This is a genomic window from Vagococcus silagei (assembly GCF_004795745.1).
Lineage (GTDB): Bacteria > Bacillota > Bacilli > Lactobacillales > Vagococcaceae > Vagococcus > Vagococcus silagei.
Genome location: NZ_SDGV01000019.1, coordinates 1 through 18825 on the forward strand (window position 1 = coordinate 1; position 18825 = coordinate 18825).

The 18825-nt window shown below is 35.0% G+C and carries 17 protein-coding genes and 1 pseudogene; 3 read left to right on the forward strand and 15 right to left on the reverse strand.

From position 1 onward, the window contains the following. Positions 1-234 precede the first annotated feature (234 nt). The 6 genes from ESZ54_RS09235 to ESZ54_RS09255 form a co-directional block, all read right to left on the reverse strand. Positions 235-708: a hypothetical protein gene (locus ESZ54_RS09235; protein ID WP_136137394.1), complete on the reverse strand. Its 474-nt coding sequence runs from the start codon at positions 706-708 to the stop codon at positions 235-237. Further along, positions 709-897 (reverse strand): hypothetical protein, encoded by a 189-nt coding sequence (locus tag ESZ54_RS09240; protein WP_136137395.1) that lies wholly within the window; start codon positions 895-897, stop codon positions 709-711. 113 nt (positions 898-1010) lie between these two features. Further along, positions 1011-1502 (reverse strand): hypothetical protein, encoded by a 492-nt coding sequence (locus ESZ54_RS09245; RefSeq protein ID WP_136137396.1) that lies wholly within the window; start codon positions 1500-1502, stop codon positions 1011-1013. Between the two features lie 319 nt (positions 1503-1821). Beyond that, a complete protein-coding gene (locus tag ESZ54_RS09250; RefSeq protein ID WP_136137397.1) occupies positions 1822-4656 on the reverse strand; it encodes a hypothetical protein in 2835 nt (944 codons plus the stop codon). A gap of 356 nt (positions 4657-5012) precedes the next feature. Then, positions 5013-5138, reverse strand: a complete 126-nt coding sequence (locus tag ESZ54_RS12765; protein ID WP_275426552.1) for a hypothetical protein — start codon at positions 5136-5138, stop codon at positions 5013-5015. A gap of 557 nt (positions 5139-5695) precedes the next feature. Next, positions 5696-8521 (reverse strand): hypothetical protein, encoded by a 2826-nt coding sequence (locus tag ESZ54_RS09255; RefSeq protein ID WP_136137398.1) that lies wholly within the window; start codon positions 8519-8521, stop codon positions 5696-5698. Between the two features lie 450 nt (positions 8522-8971). Here ESZ54_RS09255 and ESZ54_RS09260 point away from each other — a divergent pair. Then, positions 8972-9842 (forward strand): annotated as a pseudogene (locus ESZ54_RS09260) (IS30 family transposase). Between the two features lie 126 nt (positions 9843-9968). On the opposite strand, the gene ESZ54_RS09265 reads toward ESZ54_RS09260, so the two are convergent. The 6 genes from ESZ54_RS09265 to rpmG form a co-directional block, all read right to left on the reverse strand. Continuing rightward, on the reverse strand, positions 9969-12428 hold the full coding sequence (locus ESZ54_RS09265; RefSeq protein WP_136137399.1) for a heavy metal translocating P-type ATPase: 2460 nt from the start codon (positions 12426-12428) through the stop codon (positions 9969-9971). Further along, on the reverse strand, positions 12425-12871 hold the full coding sequence (locus tag ESZ54_RS09270; RefSeq protein WP_136137400.1) for a CopY/TcrY family copper transport repressor: 447 nt from the start codon (positions 12869-12871) through the stop codon (positions 12425-12427). The genes ESZ54_RS09265 and ESZ54_RS09270 overlap by 4 nt, the downstream gene beginning before the upstream one ends. A 107-nt stretch (positions 12872-12978) precedes the next feature. Beyond that, positions 12979-13605, reverse strand: a complete 627-nt coding sequence (locus ESZ54_RS09275; protein WP_136137401.1) for a sugar O-acetyltransferase — start codon at positions 13603-13605, stop codon at positions 12979-12981. A 72-nt stretch (positions 13606-13677) separates the two neighbouring features. Next, positions 13678-14220 carry a transcription termination/antitermination protein NusG gene (gene nusG, locus ESZ54_RS09280; protein ID WP_136137402.1) on the reverse strand — a complete coding sequence of 181 codons (543 nt, stop codon included), beginning with the start codon at positions 14218-14220 and terminating at the stop codon, positions 13678-13680. Between the two features lie 117 nt (positions 14221-14337). After that, on the reverse strand, positions 14338-14508 hold the full coding sequence (secE, locus tag ESZ54_RS09285; RefSeq protein WP_136137403.1) for a preprotein translocase subunit SecE: 171 nt from the start codon (positions 14506-14508) through the stop codon (positions 14338-14340). Positions 14509-14536: 28 nt separating this feature from the next. Then, entirely contained in the window at positions 14537-14689 is a 153-nt protein-coding gene (gene rpmG / locus ESZ54_RS09290) for a 50S ribosomal protein L33 (RefSeq protein ID WP_136137404.1), read from the reverse strand. A gap of 176 nt (positions 14690-14865) precedes the next feature. Here rpmG and cbpA point away from each other — a divergent pair, with 176 nt between their 5' ends. Continuing rightward, the gene (cbpA, locus tag ESZ54_RS09295) at positions 14866-15510 is read left to right on the forward strand and encodes a cyclic di-AMP binding protein CbpA (protein ID WP_136137405.1); all 645 of its coding nucleotides are present in this window, start codon (positions 14866-14868) and stop codon (positions 15508-15510) included. Positions 15511-15552: 42 nt separating this feature from the next. Here cbpA and ESZ54_RS09300 read toward each other — a convergent pair whose 3' ends face one another. The 3 genes from ESZ54_RS09300 to ESZ54_RS09310 form a co-directional block, all read right to left on the reverse strand. Beyond that, positions 15553-16734, reverse strand: coding sequence for a WxLIP family cell surface protein (locus ESZ54_RS09300; RefSeq protein WP_136137406.1), 1182 nt, complete (start codon positions 16732-16734; stop codon positions 15553-15555). Positions 16735-16948: 214 nt separating this feature from the next. Further along, positions 16949-17614: a WxL domain-containing protein gene (locus ESZ54_RS09305; RefSeq protein ID WP_162615148.1), complete on the reverse strand. Its 666-nt coding sequence runs from the start codon at positions 17612-17614 to the stop codon at positions 16949-16951. Positions 17615-17701: 87 nt separating this feature from the next. Further along, the gene (locus ESZ54_RS09310; RefSeq protein ID WP_162615149.1) at positions 17702-18337 is read right to left on the reverse strand and encodes a WxL domain-containing protein; all 636 of its coding nucleotides are present in this window, start codon (positions 18335-18337) and stop codon (positions 17702-17704) included. A gap of 206 nt (positions 18338-18543) precedes the next feature. Between ESZ54_RS09310 and ESZ54_RS09315 the strand changes: the two genes are divergently transcribed. Continuing rightward, positions 18544-18825: transposase (locus ESZ54_RS09315; protein ID WP_136137409.1), on the forward strand; the 282-nt coding region annotated here is incomplete at its 3' end.

Here is an 18825-nt window from a genome sequence, read left to right on the forward strand (position 1 = left end):
TTTTGAAATAATGCAACCAATGGTGTTAGTTCTAATGGGGAGAAAATTTCTTGATATTTCGCTTCAATCTCAAGTTCTTGTAAAATTTGGATGTCAAAAAGTGTTGGTTGTTGTATGATAGACATAGGAATCTTCCTTTCTGTTTAAGAGTCTGTCAGGACATCATAATTATAACAGATGGGGAGGTTCTTATTTTTATTGTTTTTAGAACGCTAATGTATCAAGGCATCATAATTATGAAATTAGCTCAATTATAGTCGTTAAAATCAATTTTTTGTTTTGTACCATCCATGGTTGTGATATCATACGACGGCTTTTGAAAATCGACGCATCAGCAAAGTGTGTTGAAACATCAGGCGTGCCAACAACAGGTTGCTTCCACAAATACAACGGCATATTTTCCATCGTTAAACTAATATCATTATATGACCAACTATGAAATACATTGCCACGTCTAGAACTACCTAAACGCCCATGATATAGCACGTCAAATTCAGCAGGATTATTCACCCAAATATCTAATAGATAGGAATAAATCGTACCAAAAGTTACATTACTTCCACGTGTTTCTGCGTGAAATACTGCTCCAGGATTAACACTAACAACAGCCCGTCCTGATTCTGTTCCAATTAATTTTGGTTTATCAGAAACGGTTGATCTCAAGGCTGAACCATAGGCTTGACCATAAAATTTACCATCGACAGTCATTTATGCGAAATCAGCGACATTATTGGCAAAAGAGCCATAAGTATGTTGAGCTACTGTATTAGTGTTAATTAATTTTACTTCAGAAAATCCATCAATTTCAAATTTACGAGTTCCCGGTCCATTAACTAACGATTTTGTTCCATTAGTGGCATAGTCATTGTCAAAACTGAAATTAACACCACCACCCATGGCACTTTGTAATGGTTCACTATTCGCAGAAACATGTCCATCAAAAAAAGTTAATTTATCAGGTGACCCTTCAAAACTGACATTATTTGCTCTGGCATTAAAATAGGTATTATCTAATGAAACATTGCCACGAAAGGTGATTGTACTCGCGCGACCTTTGAAAAACCGCCACCACCTTGATGTGCGATATCTTCTGCGATCACATTTAAATCTTTGTAAGTAGCTTGATTCACTACTGAAATCGCATCTTCTGTGCCAGCTGCAGTTAGTTTATTAGCTAATCCACCTGCAATTTGTCCATTTCGGACTTTAAACTCATAAACAGTTGATTGATTAATATAAAGTTGACCTGTAGTACCAAGGTCTAAAACTTTACCATTTAAATTTAAATCTAATTCACTTCTGGAAACAGTCAATTGCCTTGTTACACGAACATTGTCATTTACTAAAAAGCCTGTTGTTTCTTTTGTTTGTCCACTTAAAAATTGTTGTAAATCACTCTCATTTTGGATTTTAAATCCATTGGGCGCTGCCAAAACACTGTCACCCGTTTGAACAAGCAAAAACAGACCACTTAGACATAGTATTTTTACTATTTTTTTCATGTGGTTGCTTCTCCCCTCAAAAATACAACAGCAGAAAATTCATATTCAATTTTAAATAAAATATCTTTCTTCTTTTGTTGCAGTTTAAAATAACGTCCCCACTTGGATTATAACGTCCTTTTTTAAGAATGTAAAATATTTTAGAGGAATTTTAATTAATCACACTTGTTTCATTCCATCTCAACCATTGTTAAATACACATTAATTATTTATGTTTATTAAAACCGGCTGTATATACTGTTCATATTTTATGTTCATTTACCTCTATCCCAAAATTAAAAAACACTCCAAAATAATATCAGAGTGTTTAAATGCTTTTTTAGAATGACGGACCTGAAACAAGACTCCATTCTACTTTTCCACGATGTTTACCAGATAAGTTACCCGATTTTTGATGAACTTCAAGAACTTGCCCCAAATTAATAGTTGTTAAAGGGGTATCTAAAGTATCTTGGGTCATAATTGGTAACGCCGCATCTGTCAACGTTTGATCTTTAAATACTAAACTCCCTTGGAATTTAGTATTCTTAGTTTTATTCATAATTGGCTCTGAAATACGCGCAGACAATTGCCATTTTTCATTCGGAATCGTATTCACGATCGTTAATTTTGGTGCTGGTGAAGTAGACTCAGTATATTTCAAGATATCTGTTTCCTTCGCGACTTGACTACTACCAAAATCAATATCATCAGCATCTTGGAAAAGCGTTTTGCCATTAAAATAATAATTCACTGTAAAATCTTTCTCTGGAACCGCATCTCCTGTCACTTCTTGATCATCAACAAAAACTTTATAATTTGGTGTTGTCAAAGTATAATTCGTTGTATCAATTTCGATTTGATTTTGCGCTCTTAAATTATCTAAAGTCGTCTTAATCGAATCTTCTGGACGAATACTTTCAAACTCTTGCATTGGTTTGGGCGTTTTGTTTTTTAAGTCACTATATATGCGTGTTGTCGTTCCTTGGAGATAATAATTTACTTTCATCTTGACTTCATTCACATCAAGATAGGCATTAATATGACTTATCGAACTTTTCAATTTTATTGTAACCGGTAGATTTTTCTTCGGTTGCCATGGTTCTGGATCCCAAGTCACTTGAAGTAAATTTGAACTATGCGGTACCTCAGTCACTTCATTCGCAGCTAAATTTACTGTATATGCTTTTACATTTCCTTGTGTTAAAACGATATCACGACGTTCCGGAACTGTGGCTTTCTTCCATTGATAATAATCATATTTAAAATTTTCTGCCACAATAAAACTATCTGTGATTGTCGTATCTTTATCCTTAACCAAGACCGGCACGTCAACAATATTTTCATTACCCGCCTCATCGGTCAAACTCACTTTAAGTTTGTTAGGGTAAAAGCCTACCTCTTGAGTTAAATCATTACGGTCATTTAGAAGTGTATCGTACTTCACTGTAATTCTAGAATTCGCTGATGTTTCATCCGAATAACTAACTAACGCTTTTTTCGGATCACTTGGAATTTGATTAGCTCCTATTCCTTCTTTAGTACCTTGATTTACGACTAATAATTTTGGTTCGGCTTGTGGAGCAATATCATCGACAATAATCCCTTTTACCTCGTCATAGCGCTCGTCCTTATCTTCCACACGTAATTGTGCTTTAGTGCCACCTTTAATGACTGAATAATGGACGCTCGACTCAGTATCTGTTGGACTATAAGGGAATGTCCATTCACCTTGCTCGTTTGTAACAGTTGTGTATTGCTTTTTGTCAATTGTTAGCGTCACTTTTGCATTTGCAACCGGCCCAACATTATTATTACCCGGTACAGTATAATGAGCAGATCCTTTCATGATTTGCGCTGAATTCGGTAGCTTAAATGAGCCATCCGCACTGACATCAAGATCGTCAATCACTAATTTAGGTTTTCGAATATCATTCGAAATTCGACTATAGTCATTGATTTTGAAGTTATTTTTTATTTGCTGATTTGAGGATGTAATTGTACCTGCGTTCGTATTATAAAATGAATCAATGGTAAGATAACCAACATCTTGCCACACACCATTTTCCATGGGATTACCAATTCCAAAATCTTTCTTAGCCCAAACAGCCATATCCATATTTCGAACATCAAAATAGCCTTTGTTCCCATCAGGCCACATATAAAAGAAATTTCCATTTCCATAATAGCGCATATCAAAAACTTTAGGACTATCCACATATAATCCCGTTGAGAAGGTAAAAAGGGTTCCGTAAATATTTGACGCACCACGTGCCGTTGAAGCTGAAGTAAAAGTTGAGCCTGGTTTCACATGGATTTCAGAACGACCCGTGCCTTCACTATTTATTGATGCTGAAGGGGGACTCGCGGCAGTTGTTCTTAATGAAGATCCAATCGATGTTCCTTGAAAAGTACCATAAACAGTAAATAAATCAAAGTTTCCCACATTGTTGTTATATTCTAGTGCGCCGTAATCGTTCGTATTTTCTAATTTGACCGTGGCTTCTTTTGAAATTTCAAGAATCCGGTCCTTTTTCTTGCGCAAATTTGCAACATACCCATTAAAACTTAAGTTAATTCCACCCGCACCATTAGAGTTTGGATCTTGTCCGCCTCTGGTCGTCGTTTTACCATCAAACACACCATCATCAAAGTACATATTACCGGCACGAACATTAAAGGGACCATTTCTTAGTGTATTATTTCCACGAAAATGAACATCGCTCCCATTCGCCCTAATAAACCCACCTTTTTCTGAAGTATGATTGATGCCGTCGATGTTGATTGTTGAATTTAAATATCGATTAGCAACATTAATCACTCCTGCACCATCATTTCCAACGCTTTGTGTATTTCCGCCTTCAATGGTTCCATTTTTCAAGGTCAGACTGGCATTTGATTCGGTAATCTTAAATTGATCTGCTGTACCCGTACCTGTTGATAGTACGTGTCGATCCAAATCAAGTGTTTTATTACCTTTAACTTCTATGGTTCCAGTAAAATGCACATCATTTTTCAAATAAAAACTTGCTTCACCAGGTGTTGACATAAATTGCTTAAGCTGCTCTTGTGATGCTAATCCAACACCTTCAGCTGCTTGACCATCTAAGTTAAAACCTAATAAACCAAAAGCAATCATCCCTATTCCGACTAACCACTTTATTTTTTTCACCATAAATTTGTCCTCCACTTTCATTTTCTAGATGTGTGTCCTAGAATTAAACAACAACAATTTTACGACTTTGCTATATTATTCTTTTTGAAACTTTGTCATCGATTGTTTTCAAATTATTCTTTCATCTAATTTTCGAAAAAATTGTTTCATAGCCTATTATCAATAAAAAGCACATTATGACTACCATTTGTCTTTAAATAATAACATTTTTTGACTTTTAACACAAATTTTAACACCCAAATATTACAAAAAAGGTTATTTCTGTACCAGCCTCAGAAATTTTAAACTGATCACTATTTCCCGAACCAAACGTTAAAGTATTGCCTTTAAAATCAATGGTCTTTTTACCTTTGAACTCAACTGTGCCACTCATTTAATAATTCAAATGACGCTTCACCTGAAGTTGACATAAATTGTTTCAATTGCGTTTCATTTGAAACTCCAAATCCTGTAGCTTCCACTGTTGTCTGTTTTAACCCCATTGACACTAAAGAAAATCACACTAAACATCCAGTTAGTAATCTCTTTCCCTTTATCATTTTTGATCCCCCTATTAATGAATCATTCCAACAAAAGCTAGCTAACTCAAACTATTAGATACCGTTCAACTCGATAAAATTAAATAACGATGAATTTTGAAACTGATAAACATATTAAATATCAACAACTCCCAGCTTTTTAAAACTCTTTCACTAATTAAGCCTTTGAATTCCATCCTGTTGATACCTCAATTTATTTATACTCTCATAAACGTTACGTGTCTATTAATAACTATTAAAACGCTTTTTTTTACATAATTTGTTCAGTTGTTGAACATAATGATATTTCTGTAATCTAGTACAAAAAAATCAATTATGGATATTTGTGAATCAATAAAATAACGATACATATATTTGCGTGTAAAATCACACTCTTTAAAACAACCTCTCACTACTGCAACACTAAATGTAAGAAATTTTTTAACAATCTCCAATTTTTGCACAAAAAAAATTCGCTTACTTATATAAATAGTAAACGAATTTTCGTATTGATTAAATTATTAGAACAACGGTCCTGAAACAAGACTCCACTCAATTTTACCTTCATATTGACCTCTTAGGTTGCCAGATTTTTGTTGTAATTCTAAGACATCACCTAAATTTATCACTGTCAAAGGTGTATCAAGTTCCGCTTGTGTCATGACATCTAGACCGGAATCATTCAGGATATAATCATTAAATAGCAATCTACCATGGAATTTGCGATTATTATTTTTATTTTCAATCGCTTCGTCCATTTTGGCAGAGAGTCGCCACTTCTCATTTGGAATTGTATTCACAATCGTAAGTTCTTGCGATGGCAAGGTAGTGCTTGCAGCCTTATGTTCTGATGTACTTTTCGCAACATTGAACTTGCCAAAATCAATTTTACCAACTTTATCAAACATAATCACACCACTAAATTGGTAATTAACTGTAAAGTCTTTTCCTGGCACTGTATCTGAGGCTACCTCAGCACCATCAACATAAACTTTATATTTTGGCGTTGTCAGATTATAATAATCCGACATCACATCAATTTCGCCACTAGCGATTAAGTCAGTTAATGTGCTATCAATTGAATTACCCGGAACAATTCTCTCAATTGTTTTACCTGCTTTAGGATCTTTTGATTCTAAATTACTATAAATTGGTGTTTCTGTACCTGCTAGATAATAATTAACTTTCATTTTAACTTCCTTAACATCTAAATACGCCTCAATTGGACGAGTATAAGATTTATAAGTAATCTTAATTGGTAGTTTTGATTTTGGCTCCCATGGTTCTGGATTCCAAGAAATCGACACTTGCGGAGAATCATTTGGCACTTCAGTTACTTCGTATGTCGATTGATTTACATCATAAACTTTGACATTTCCCTGTTCTCTTACAATTGCTTTACGTTCTTCTGTCGTTGCTTTTTTCCAATCATTATAGTCGTAAGTAAAATCTGTTGCCGTAGCGTAACTATCCTTGATTGTTTCACCTGACTTTTTAACTAAGACAGGAATTGGAACAATATTCTCATTATTAGCATCATCTTTAATACTAACTTTCAATCGATCAGGATAATAGCCCAACTCTTTTGTTAACTCTTTTCTTTCAGACTCCAAAGTTTGATAGTTAACTTTTATTCCTGAAGTAGAGGTGGTCTCATCAGAATAACTAGCTAAAGCAAGTTTAGGATCTTTCGGGATTCTATTTGCTCCGGTTCCTTCCTCACTATTTTGATCGACAATTAATAATTTCCCCTTACCTTTTGGTGCAATATCATCAACAATTACACCTTTTGCTTGGTCAACACGCTTGTCTTTGTCTACTACATCAAAAGTAACAGCTGAGCCTCCACTTAAACTTGAAAAATTAATTGAGTTCGATGTGTGTGTGTTACTGTACGGGAATGACCACTTACCAGCTTCATCAGTCTCAGTTTCAAAAACACGTCCACCAATTGTCACTTTCACGTTAGCGTTCGCCACACCGCCAACCTTACTACCATCAGGTAAAACATAATTTACAGAGCCTTTAAGTTCTCGACTTGCGTTAGATATTTGATAAGTATCTCCAATTTGTTTTACATCATCGACTTCAATTTTAGGTAGCCTCACGTCATTTGAGATTCGACTATAGGTGTTAATGTCAAATCGATTCGCAAGGTCTGGAATTGACGACGTTACGACACCTCTACCTCTCTCTCCTTTTGTATCATCAAACCCGTCAATCGTAAACTGTTCCACATCTTGCCAGATGTTTTCCTTTCGGGGATTGCCAATGCCGCGAGACTCTTTATCCCAAACAGCAATATCCATGTTCTTAACATCAAAATAGCCTTTTGGTCCTTGTGGCCAATGGTAGAAGAATAAACCATCTGCAAAATAACGCATATCAAAAGTTTTGGGATTATTGACGTATAAACCAGTAGAATAAGTATATAATGTTCCATACTTATTACTACCGTCAGCAGTTGAAGACACTTTAAATGTCGATCCTGGTTCGACATGAATTTCAGAACGTCCACTCTTGTTTTTTCCATCTCCCAATGTGTGATGTGCCGCTGTTGTTCGCAGTGAGGTTCCAACAGCAGTGGCATTCAATATACCTTTAATTTTCATATAATCAAAATTACCAATATTATTGGCATAATTTAATGATGAAGTATTTTTGTTATCTAAAATAACTTCAGCATCTTTTTCAATAATTAAATCTCGGTCTTTTCCTGAACGCAAGTTAGCTTTATAACCATTAAAACTCAAGTTAATACCACCAGAACCTGTTGAGTTAGGGTTTTGCGAACCACTTGTAGTTGTCGTTCCGGTAAATTTTCCACTTTCAAAATACATATTTCCTGCACGAACATTAAAACGACCATTCGTTGCATTATTTATGCCATTAAAGTACACATCACTCCCATTCGCAAGAATAAAACCACCCTCCGACGTATGGGTTATATTTTCAATATATATTTTATTATTTAAGACCTTCGCTTTTGCCAAAATAAAACCTGAACCTGAACCGCCGACATTGGCCGTATTTCCACCCGTAACAGTTCCGTTTTTCAATGTAAATTCTGAATTAGAATCTAGAATTTCAAATTGGTCTGATGTCCCTGTTCCTGTCGATAACGTCTGATTATTTAAATCTAACACTTTATTTCCTTTAACCTCAACTGTCTTGCTAAACGAAAAACTATTTTCTAAAAAATATTCTCCATCTGCTCCACTAGACATCGCTCTTTTCAATGCTGATTCATTGCTAATTCCAGTTGCAGCATCAAATTTTTGACTAAATCCTATCATTCCAATAAATACCATTAAAATACTCATTAACCGTAGTACTTTTTTCCCCATATGCATGACCTCCATTTTCATTAATTGTTTTCCTTGGTCTTCCTAGACACTTGAAGAAACCTCAAACAACAAACGCCCCCACTCATTCATAAGTCAATATATAAAAAAGATGATTGAACTTTTTTAAGAGCGTCGATCATTCACTTATGAAAACAAACCTTATTCTTTTTAATTACATCTCGATTATCTAAAACATCATTACTTTTTATCATTCTATCCAATTGAGCAGACACAATCATTCATAACGAACATGTTTTTTAAATACGCATAATATTTTATCTCTATACTACGACTTTAACACACAACAACAGCTAATTCAAAGGTACCGCCGAATATATACATAAATTTAACGTCTCGCCGATTGTAAAATTAAGCTAGATAACTAAAAAATCATTTGTGATACACTCAAATTGTATTTCCGACCAAAGAAAACAAGGAGAGCGATCACAAATGACCTATACACATCTTACTACAGACGAACTCGTTTTAATAGAATCATATTACTATCAAAAGAAGAAAGTAACTTTTGTTGCTAAATAATTGAAACGTTCTAGACAGACTATCTATAACGTTTATAACGCATTAGATGATGGTTTATCTATTCTTGATTATTATAAAAGATACAAAACAAGAAAAAATGTGGTAGACGTCCTGTTTCCTTATCTGATAATCAGACAGAATATATTCAAAAAAAAGTGGTTCAAGGATGGACTCCTGACGTGATTATTGGTTGTGCTGAGTTTCCTATTTCTTGTTCTGTTCGTACGCTATATAGATTATTTAAGCGTGGACAATTTGATTCCACTATTTTACCAATGAAAGGTAAAAGAAAATCGAATGGTCATAAAGAAAAACGAGGAAAGCAGGCGTTTAAAAGAACTATCCATCAACGTAACAAAGAGTATGATCATTTTAAAGATGAATTTGGTCACCTTGAAAGTGACACTATTGTTGGAAAGTATCATAAAAGTGCTTGAATAGTTGGTTGAAATCAGTTCCTGCCCATCTGTTTAAATCCATTACCTTTGATTGTGGTAAAGAATTCTCTAATTGGAAATCTATCAGTAATATAAATGATATTGATATTTATTTCGCTGACCCTGGAACTCCATCACAACGAGGTTTAAATGAAAATTCAAATGGTTTATTACGTAAAGACGGACTACCTAAAAAAATGAATTTCAACGAAGTTGATGAATCTTTTATTCATGCTGTTGCATCAAAAAGAAATAACATTCCTAGAAAATCATTAAACTACAAAACGCCATTAGAAGTATTTTTGAGTTATGTTGAAAGTGATGTTTTGTTTAGATTAATTTGACAAATGAAATTTATTAAAACAAAAATTTGTTTTTGTGTTTTAATATCTGTTTTTAAATTATTTTATATATAAAAATGACTACATAAAGATATTATCTGGCTTTATGTAGTCATAAAAAATTATATTCTATTTTCCAGGTTTAAATCGTTTCAAACGTAACGCATTTAACAATACTGAAACTGAACTAAAACTCATCGCCGCTGCGGCAATCATAGGGCTAAGTAATGGTCCGCCAAAGAGATGTAAAACACCCATCGCTACAGGTATGCCTAATGTATTATAGGAAAAGGCCCAGAATAAGTTTTCTTTGATATTTTTAATGGTTGCACTACTTAACTCAATTGCTGTTGGCACATCCATTAAATCACTACGCATCAAGACAATATCCGCAGATTCCATCGCAACGTCAGTTCCCGATCCAATGGCAATTCCCACATCAGCTTGTGCTAGAGCAGGTGCATCGTTAATACCATCACCCACCATGGCAACCACTTTACCAGTACCTTGTAATTTTTTAACTTGGTTGGCTTTATCTTCTGGTAACACATCACTAATGACATTTGTGACTCCAATTTGTTTTGCAATTGCTTTGGCTGTTCGTTCATTATCACCCGTTAACATGACCACTTCTAAGCCCATTCTTTGTAGTTTTCCAATTGCGCTCTTACTGCTGGCTTTAATTGTATCAGCGACGGCGATGATGCCCAACAACTCTGATTCAGTCGCAATGTACATTGGCGTCTTGCCTTCTTCTGCTAAACGGTTTGCTTCCGCTTCAAAAGCATGCATCTCGATTTGAGAAGACATCATCAATTTTTTATTTCCTAAAAGATAATTTTGGCCTTTAATCATTGTTTTAATCCCATGACCAGGCAAAGCTTCGAATGCTGTAACTTCAAACAGGGTTAAGTTATCTGCTTGTGCTTTTTCAACAATCGCTAAACCTAACGGATGTTCTGACGCGACTTCACTAGAGGCGGCTAATTGAAGAAGATCAACTTCCGAGATGTTTTGATTTGTCACAATATCAGTCACTTTTGGTTTACCTTCTGTGATGGTACCTGTTTTATCAAAAATGATCGATTTAATTTTATGCGTTGTTTCCAGCGCATCACCACTCTTAATCAAGACGCCATTTTCAGCCCCTTTACCTGTTCCAACCATAATTGCAGTTGGTGTCGCTAAGCCCAGGGCGCACGGACACGCAATAACAAGGACAGAAATCGTAATCGTTAAAGCAAAGATCCAAGACTCTTGCCCTAAGAAGAACCATAAAACACCTGACAGTATCGCTAATACAATGACGATTGGTACAAAGACACCCGAAACCTTATCCGCTAATTGAGCAATCGGTGCTTTTGATCCTTGGGCTTCTTCGACCAATTTAATAATTTGTGACAAGGTTGTATCTTTACCGACTTTTGTGGCTTCAAATTGAAATGAACCCGTTTGGTTGACACTTGCACCAATGACGTTATCGCCAACTTTTTTCTCAACAGGTAAACTTTCACCTGTAATCATCGCCTCGTCAACGGCACTCGTACCACTCACAATCACACCATCAACCGGAATTTTTTCTCCCGGACGCACAATAATAATGTCACCTGTTTGTACATCTTCAATCGCACGCTCGGTTTCAACGCCATCTACCATCACTTGCGCTGTTTTTGGCGCTAAACCGATTAATTTCTTAATTGCTTCAGACGTTTTACCTTTTGAGACAGCTTCAAAATATTTACCTAGCGTGATTAAAGTTAAAATAACCGCTGCTGATTCATAATAAAGTTGCATCGCAAATTCTGACTGACCTTGACCAACCATAATTGTTGCATAAACACTATAAACTGCCGCTGCACTCGTTCCTAACGCAACTAGTGAATCCATGTTCGGATGACCACCAAAGAGCGCCTTAAAGCCAATAATGAAGAAATCTTTACCGACAAACATCACCGGTAGTGTTAAAACTAATTGTGCCACAGCAAATGTAAGCGGGTTAACACTTGGATCTAAAAATTCCGGTAACGGCATCCCCGCCATATGTCCCATCGAAATATATAGCAATGGCACCGTGAACAAAACTGAAATCCAGAAACGATGCCAAATCTTTTTAATCGCTTGTTCTTTCTTCTCGGCTTGCGATTCAGCATTTTGCGTCTGCTCTGTCGCTAATGTTGCCTGATAACCTGCTGCTTCAACAGCATTCTCAATTTGTTTAATCATCGACCCATCACCACTAGTTGTTACCATTAGCTTTTCGGTCGCTAAATTCACTGACGCCGTCGCAACATCACTCAACTGACCCACCGCTTTTTCAACCCGCTGCGCACATGAGGCACACGTCATTCCTTCAATGTCAAAAGATAAAGTTTGTGCAGGTTGGGCAACATGATAACCTGCTTTTTCAACTATTTCAGTAATTAATTGATCATTGATAGCTTCATCTTTGAATGTTACCGCCAATTTTTCGGTGGCAAAGTTTACTGACGCCGTTGCCACTTCACCTAAGTCTCCAACTGCTTTTTCAATCCGTTGCGCACACGACGCACAACTCATTCCTTCGATTTCGTATAATTTTTGATTACTCATTGTGCTTCCTCCTTATGACAACGACATTGGCCTTTAAGACAATGACACTCTAACGTTTTAGGCGCTTTTTTTTTCTTCTCAGCCAAAATAGCCGAAAGTTGTTCAATATCTGCTTGACTCAATTCTTGTTCTTCAACAATTAAACTTAACACTTCACCAACCTTAGTATTACAAGTTTTCTTGAATAATTGTTTGGTTTCAAACTCAATCATTTCTTCTTCGCTCACAAGAGGTGAATAAATAAAATGCTTGCCGTCTTTTTTTGATTCAACATATTTTTTATTCACAAGGCGCGTGATTAAGGTTTTAATCGTCGATGGTTTCCACTCCATCTTATCGGTTAACACATCAATAATTTCACGACTCGTCGTTTCATCTTGGGTCCAAATGACGCGCATGATTTCCCATTCCGCATCTGTAATTACTTCAACTGATTTACTCATACCATTACCCCCTAAATTTATCTACATTTGTCAATTTTTAGAATAAAAAAATAAACCTTTGATGCTTCTACTATAAAACAAAGGTTTACAATTGTCAACGATGTTGTTTACTCTTTTTGACTCGTCTCAATAAAGTACTGTTCTTCAGCCTTTTCCCAGTATTCGCGATCCGCATCCGTAATTTTTCTTAAGACCCGCGCCGGATTACCAACCGCAATCACGTCTGATGGAATGTCTTTTGTCACAACAGCACCAGAGCCAATAATGGAGCGTGCTCCCACTGTGACACCAGGATTGACGGTCACATTCGCACCCATCCAGACATCATCCTCAATCCGAATCTTATAACCAAACTCCAAGCCGCGACGTCTGACACCCGCATCAATCGGATGACCTGCTGTGACCAATGTTACTCGAGGACCTAACATGACATTATTGCCAATAAAAATTTCAGCCACATCAAGAAAGTGACAATTTCCATTAGCATAAAAATTTTCACCAACATGAGTATTAAAGCCATAATCAACAAATACTGGTGGTTGCACAAAAAGACTCTCACCTGTTGACCCAAATAGCTGTTTTTCTAAAGCAATCACTTCTTCTGGTTGATTTAAAGGCGTTTGATTGATTTTTTGCGTCAACATTTGCCCTGTTGTGTAACTTTTAGCCGCTTCAATTTTACTAGCCAAATACAATTTACCAGTAATCATACGCTCATATTCTGTTTCTTTCATTATTTAATGACCTCATTTCCGCAAAATAAAAAGACAGAACACCAATATCGGTTCCGTCTTTGATTGTCAATCTTAGAGCATGTCAATTTGATCAAAGTCAAGTTCTGTACTTGTTTCACGACCAAACATATCAATATTAACTTTAAGTTTTTGTTTTTCGTAGTCCACTTCTGTGATTTCACCTGTAAGGTTCGCGAACGCACCTTCCACGATTTTAACAACATCGCCTTCAGCAACATCTAAATCTACATGACGACGGCTCATACCTAATTTACCTAGAATCGCTTCAACTTCTTCTGGTAATAATGGGGCTGGTTTACTACCTGCTCCGTGCGAGCCAACAAAACCAGTTACGCCTGGTGTATTACGGACAATATACCAAGAATCATCTGTCATTACCATTTCAATTAAAACATAACCAGGGAAAGTTTTTTTAGCAATCACTTTTTCTTTACCATTTTTAATTTCGTGTTCTTCCTCTTCTGGAACAACTACTCTAAAAATAAACTCTTCCATACCCATGCTTTGTGCACGAGATTCGATGTTTGTTTTAACTTTGTTTTCATAACCTGAATAAGTATGTAGCACATACCATTGTTTTTCAAAAGATTCCATTTTTTATGAACCTACCTTTATTTGATAAAATAAAAAAACCTCAGCTTGTGCGAAGTTTTTTCTCTTGTGACTTATTATAGCATCATCTCTAGATGATAGCCAATAATATCTGATGTTTTATCTTACAAACAATTGTAAAAGTTGATTTAATCCAAAATCGACAACTGCGAAGAATAAAGCAAATAAAACAGTTGATTGGATAACTGTAACGACATCTTTACCTAATCTTTCTTTTGATGGCCAAGTTACAATTTTCATTTCTTCAACGACTGATTTCATAAACTTCATTTTCTAGTACCCTCCACTTAAACTCGTTTTATTTTGTTTCACGGTGCAATGTATGTTTTTTACAGTACTTACAAAATTTTTTAACTTCTAAACGTTCCGTTCTGTTTGCAGTGTTAACAGCTTTCGAGTAATTACGAGAACCACATTCTGAACACGCTAAAGATGATTTACTTTGAGCCAAAATAGACTCCTCCTATCATTCAATATCTAATTAAGTGTATCATTAATTCACTTGAACGTCAATTTGATTTCAGATAAAAAAACAGCCAAATAATGAAAAAAGTATCTACTCCAGTTTTGTTTCCCTTTTATTGTATGGTATTATTGTAGTATAAAAAATGAAAGGGGGATACAGAGATGCTTATTGAATCGATCTGTATACCAAAACGCCAACTTACTATTGTTACAGAGTCTTGTACATTAGAAGAAGCACTAATAATTTTAGAAGAATCTGGTTATCGATGTGTGCCAGTCTTAGATGAAACGGGAAAAATTTTCAGAGGAAATATCTATAAAATGCATATCTATCGTCATAAGGCTAACGGTGGCGACATGACACTTCCTGTGACACATTTAATTAAAAATGCGACTAAGTTTATTCATATTAATTCATCATTCTTCAAAATCTTCTTTACTATCAAGGAGCTTCCGTATATTGCCGTTCTGGATAATAATGATCATTTTTTTGGAATTTTAACCCACAGCAGTTTACTTAATATTTTATCACAATCATGGAACGTTAACGAAGGACGCTTCGCTTTAACCATCGCTTCAACTGGTAAAAAGGGAGATCTTGCGACAATGTCTAAAATTATCGCAAAACACTCTGATATTGCCAGCTGCATCACATTAGATATCGGGAAAGATGAATATATTCGTCGGACAATTGTCACTCTACCTGCTGACACTACTGATGAAACATGCCAACTTATTATCAAAGCACTAGATAAAAAAGATTTCTTTGTAGCTGAAGTAGAGGATTTACAAAATCCTAAAGACTAAAAGAAGAAAAGACATCGCTTATGCGATGTCTTATTTTTTGATTTATTTATGTTTTTTGCTTTTAGAGCTTGATGATTTACGTTTCTTGCCTTTTGAACTACTTGATGATGATTTTCCACTTTTACGTGAAGATGATGATTTGCTACTTCCTTTACGTGAAGATGATTTTTTATTTTTCTTACTTTTAACAATCAATAAGATAATAATGATTAGAAGTAATAACACAATCACACCGATTAATATATATACCCATAACGGTAGGCCCGCAGGTTCTTCTAAATCAACAGCTTGCTTGTTTAACTTATCACTTTCTTCTTTCTTAATCTCAAAATCTTTCGTAAATGGCCATTTTTTATCACCTGAAGTGGCTACTAAATTTAATGTATATTTACCCGGCTCTAATCTTTGATTGTTCCACATGATTGGAAAGTCAAAGTTTGAGTTTGGTGCCATTTCTAAATCTTCTTTTACTTCTTTTTTAATTACTTCTTTTGAGCCTTTTTTAGTAACTTGTGCATCAACTTTCATCTTACCAAACATTGTTGGTTCAATATTTTGTAAATTGGCAGTTACTGCTGTTCGATAACCAACTAAAGCAGGCTTGATAGTATTAAGTCTCAAATCGGGACTAACTTTATCTTCATTTGTACGTAACATGACAGCCTTAACAACTTGGAACTTGTTAACAATTTTTACACCGCCGCCACCTTTTTCATCCTTTTGATCATCATCAGGTAAATCAGCAACGAAGCCACCTAAAATTAGTCCTTTGAATTCTTCACTAGGTGCTTTTAATTTGAAGGTTAATTCTTGGGATTTTCCAGCAGGTACTTCAACAGTTTGTGCTTCGCCAACTAATGATTTAAAAGGATATTTTAATGTCTTATCATCTTTATATTCTTTAGGTGTTTCTGAATAATTGATTAAACCATTTTGATTTGTTGTTGCATTTGTTGGTGTCACGCGAATTTTCTTATCTTTTTTACCAGTATTTGATACTGAAACTTTCAAGTCTTGTTCTTGACCAGGTTTAACTTTTAAGTCAAAGTAAGTCGCATTTTTATTAATTTGATTTTCAGCCGGAATAATCCCCATTGTAAAACTTAAGGCTTCATCCTTTTCGTCAGCCGCAAAAGTATGCAATGGTGATACAAAAAATAAGATTAATGCAAAGATAGCGAACAACACCGAATTAATCTTACGATTATTTGATATATGTTTCATATATACACTCCTTATATTATTTATTAACTTACATCCTCTATTATATCTCAATTATTAAGAAAAGGGAACGATTCTGATCGATTTTTTACTGATAACTTATCCGAATATGCAGAATTTTTCATATAATAATGACATACATTATTTTACTTTTTCAGGTCAATATAAAAAACAGTTGAATGATAAAACATCATTCAACTAGCATGAAATTAAATCCTTAAATATCCGTAATTGTTGGTGTTTCTTTAAGAGTATAAGTGATTGTTGAAATATATGTATCGGCAAGGTTTCCTGCACCATAAATTAACGTGACTGGTCTTGCTTCATCATTACCTACTTTTTCAGGAGTGCCATACGTCGCTTGCCAATGGCCATATCCACCTTCTCCAGTAACCCTCGTTTTTGTTCTAAACAATTCCTGTTCAGCAGAATTAGGAGTCATCTCAACTTTTAACGTTTGCGGCTTAATTTGATCGATAATATCAGGATCGAATTGACTGACGGGTTTAACCAACGTTGGCATGAAAATGATTTTGGCATAAACCAGTTTTTTTCCCGTTTTCTGTCCAATAAAATCCCCAAGCGAAACCGATACAATCCATTGATTATCTCTCCCAGAGAAATTATTAACTTCTAAATTGAGAATATTACTTTGCTTCGTGTTATTATTTCCTGTTTTTTGAATTTCTCTTGATTCAAAAAACATTTCATTCGCTTTAAGCTCAAATCCGTCGCCACCTTCTGGAATTTCGATCAATTCAAATTCCGCTTTTGACGTTTGACCAGCAGCATCACTGACATCGGGAAATAAAAATACCAAACTACTAAAAATAAAACTCAGTGAAATCAATAATCTAGTCGCGTTATGTTTGTATGTAAACATCATATCCCCCCTTCTTTTTTTATCTCTCTTTAATTAAATAATCATGTCATTACATCTACAATAATTCAGTGATCTTCTATAATATGATTACACAACAGGTCCTACTTCTAATGAGTAAGTCAGTGTTGCAACATACTTATCTGCTGTATTACCAGAATAATAACTTAATTTAATTGGTGTAGTTGTGGGTATTTTAGAGTTTTCTTTTGTTCCATAAGTTGCTTGCCACTTACCATATCCTTTATTTTGTGGTGAATGGATTAACAATTCTTGACTTGGATTTTCTTTAGGGCTAGGTGTAAGTACAGCACTTTTACTTGAAGGACGAATAGAATCAATAACGGCAGGTTCAAACTCACTAATAGGAGAAATATCAGTCGAATCAAAAGTTAACTTAGCACCCATTAGTTTTCGTTTAGTTTTTACACCAATGAATTCTGAAAGCGAAGCTTTAATTTTCCAATCTTTTGCATAACCAGAGTAGTTATCGACAGTTATCTTTAGTACATTATTTTGTAGTGTTGTACTGGTCCCTTGTTTTTCCATTTGTTTAGGAGAAAACATGATATCAGAAGCTGAAAATTCAATACTTCCCTCACCACTATCACCTGTTAACTCAAAATTGGTTAAACTTGTTGGATCCGCAGCATATAACATTTTTGGAAATAATAAAAAGGTTGCTGATAGAGCAACAACAGCTGATAATAGACATTTTTTTCTCATAGCACTTCCCCCTCTCTCTAATTCATTTTGATCCATATTTTTTAAAGTTATACTCTGAAATGCTCGAATAATATTATTAAATGAGCTAATTTCATAATTATGATGCCTTGATACATTAGCGTTCTAAAAACAATAAAAATAAGAACCTCCCCATCTGTTATAATTATGATGTCCTGACAGACTCTTAAACAGAAAGGAAGATTCCTATGTCTATCATACAACAACCAACGCTTTTTGACATCCAAATTCTACAAGAACTTGAGATTGAAGTAAAATATCAAGAGTTTTTCTCCCCATTAGAGCTAACGCCATTGATTGCTTTATTTCAAAAAGAGAATACTGTCGGCGCGCCAGTTACCATTAATTACGAAGCAGCACTTCGTGCTGTTTTAGTGAGCTTTTTAGAAGGCATTCCAACAATTAAAGCTTTAGTTATGAGAATTAAGCAAGATGTTCGATTTAAGCTTAGTTTAGGATTTCTATTTGGC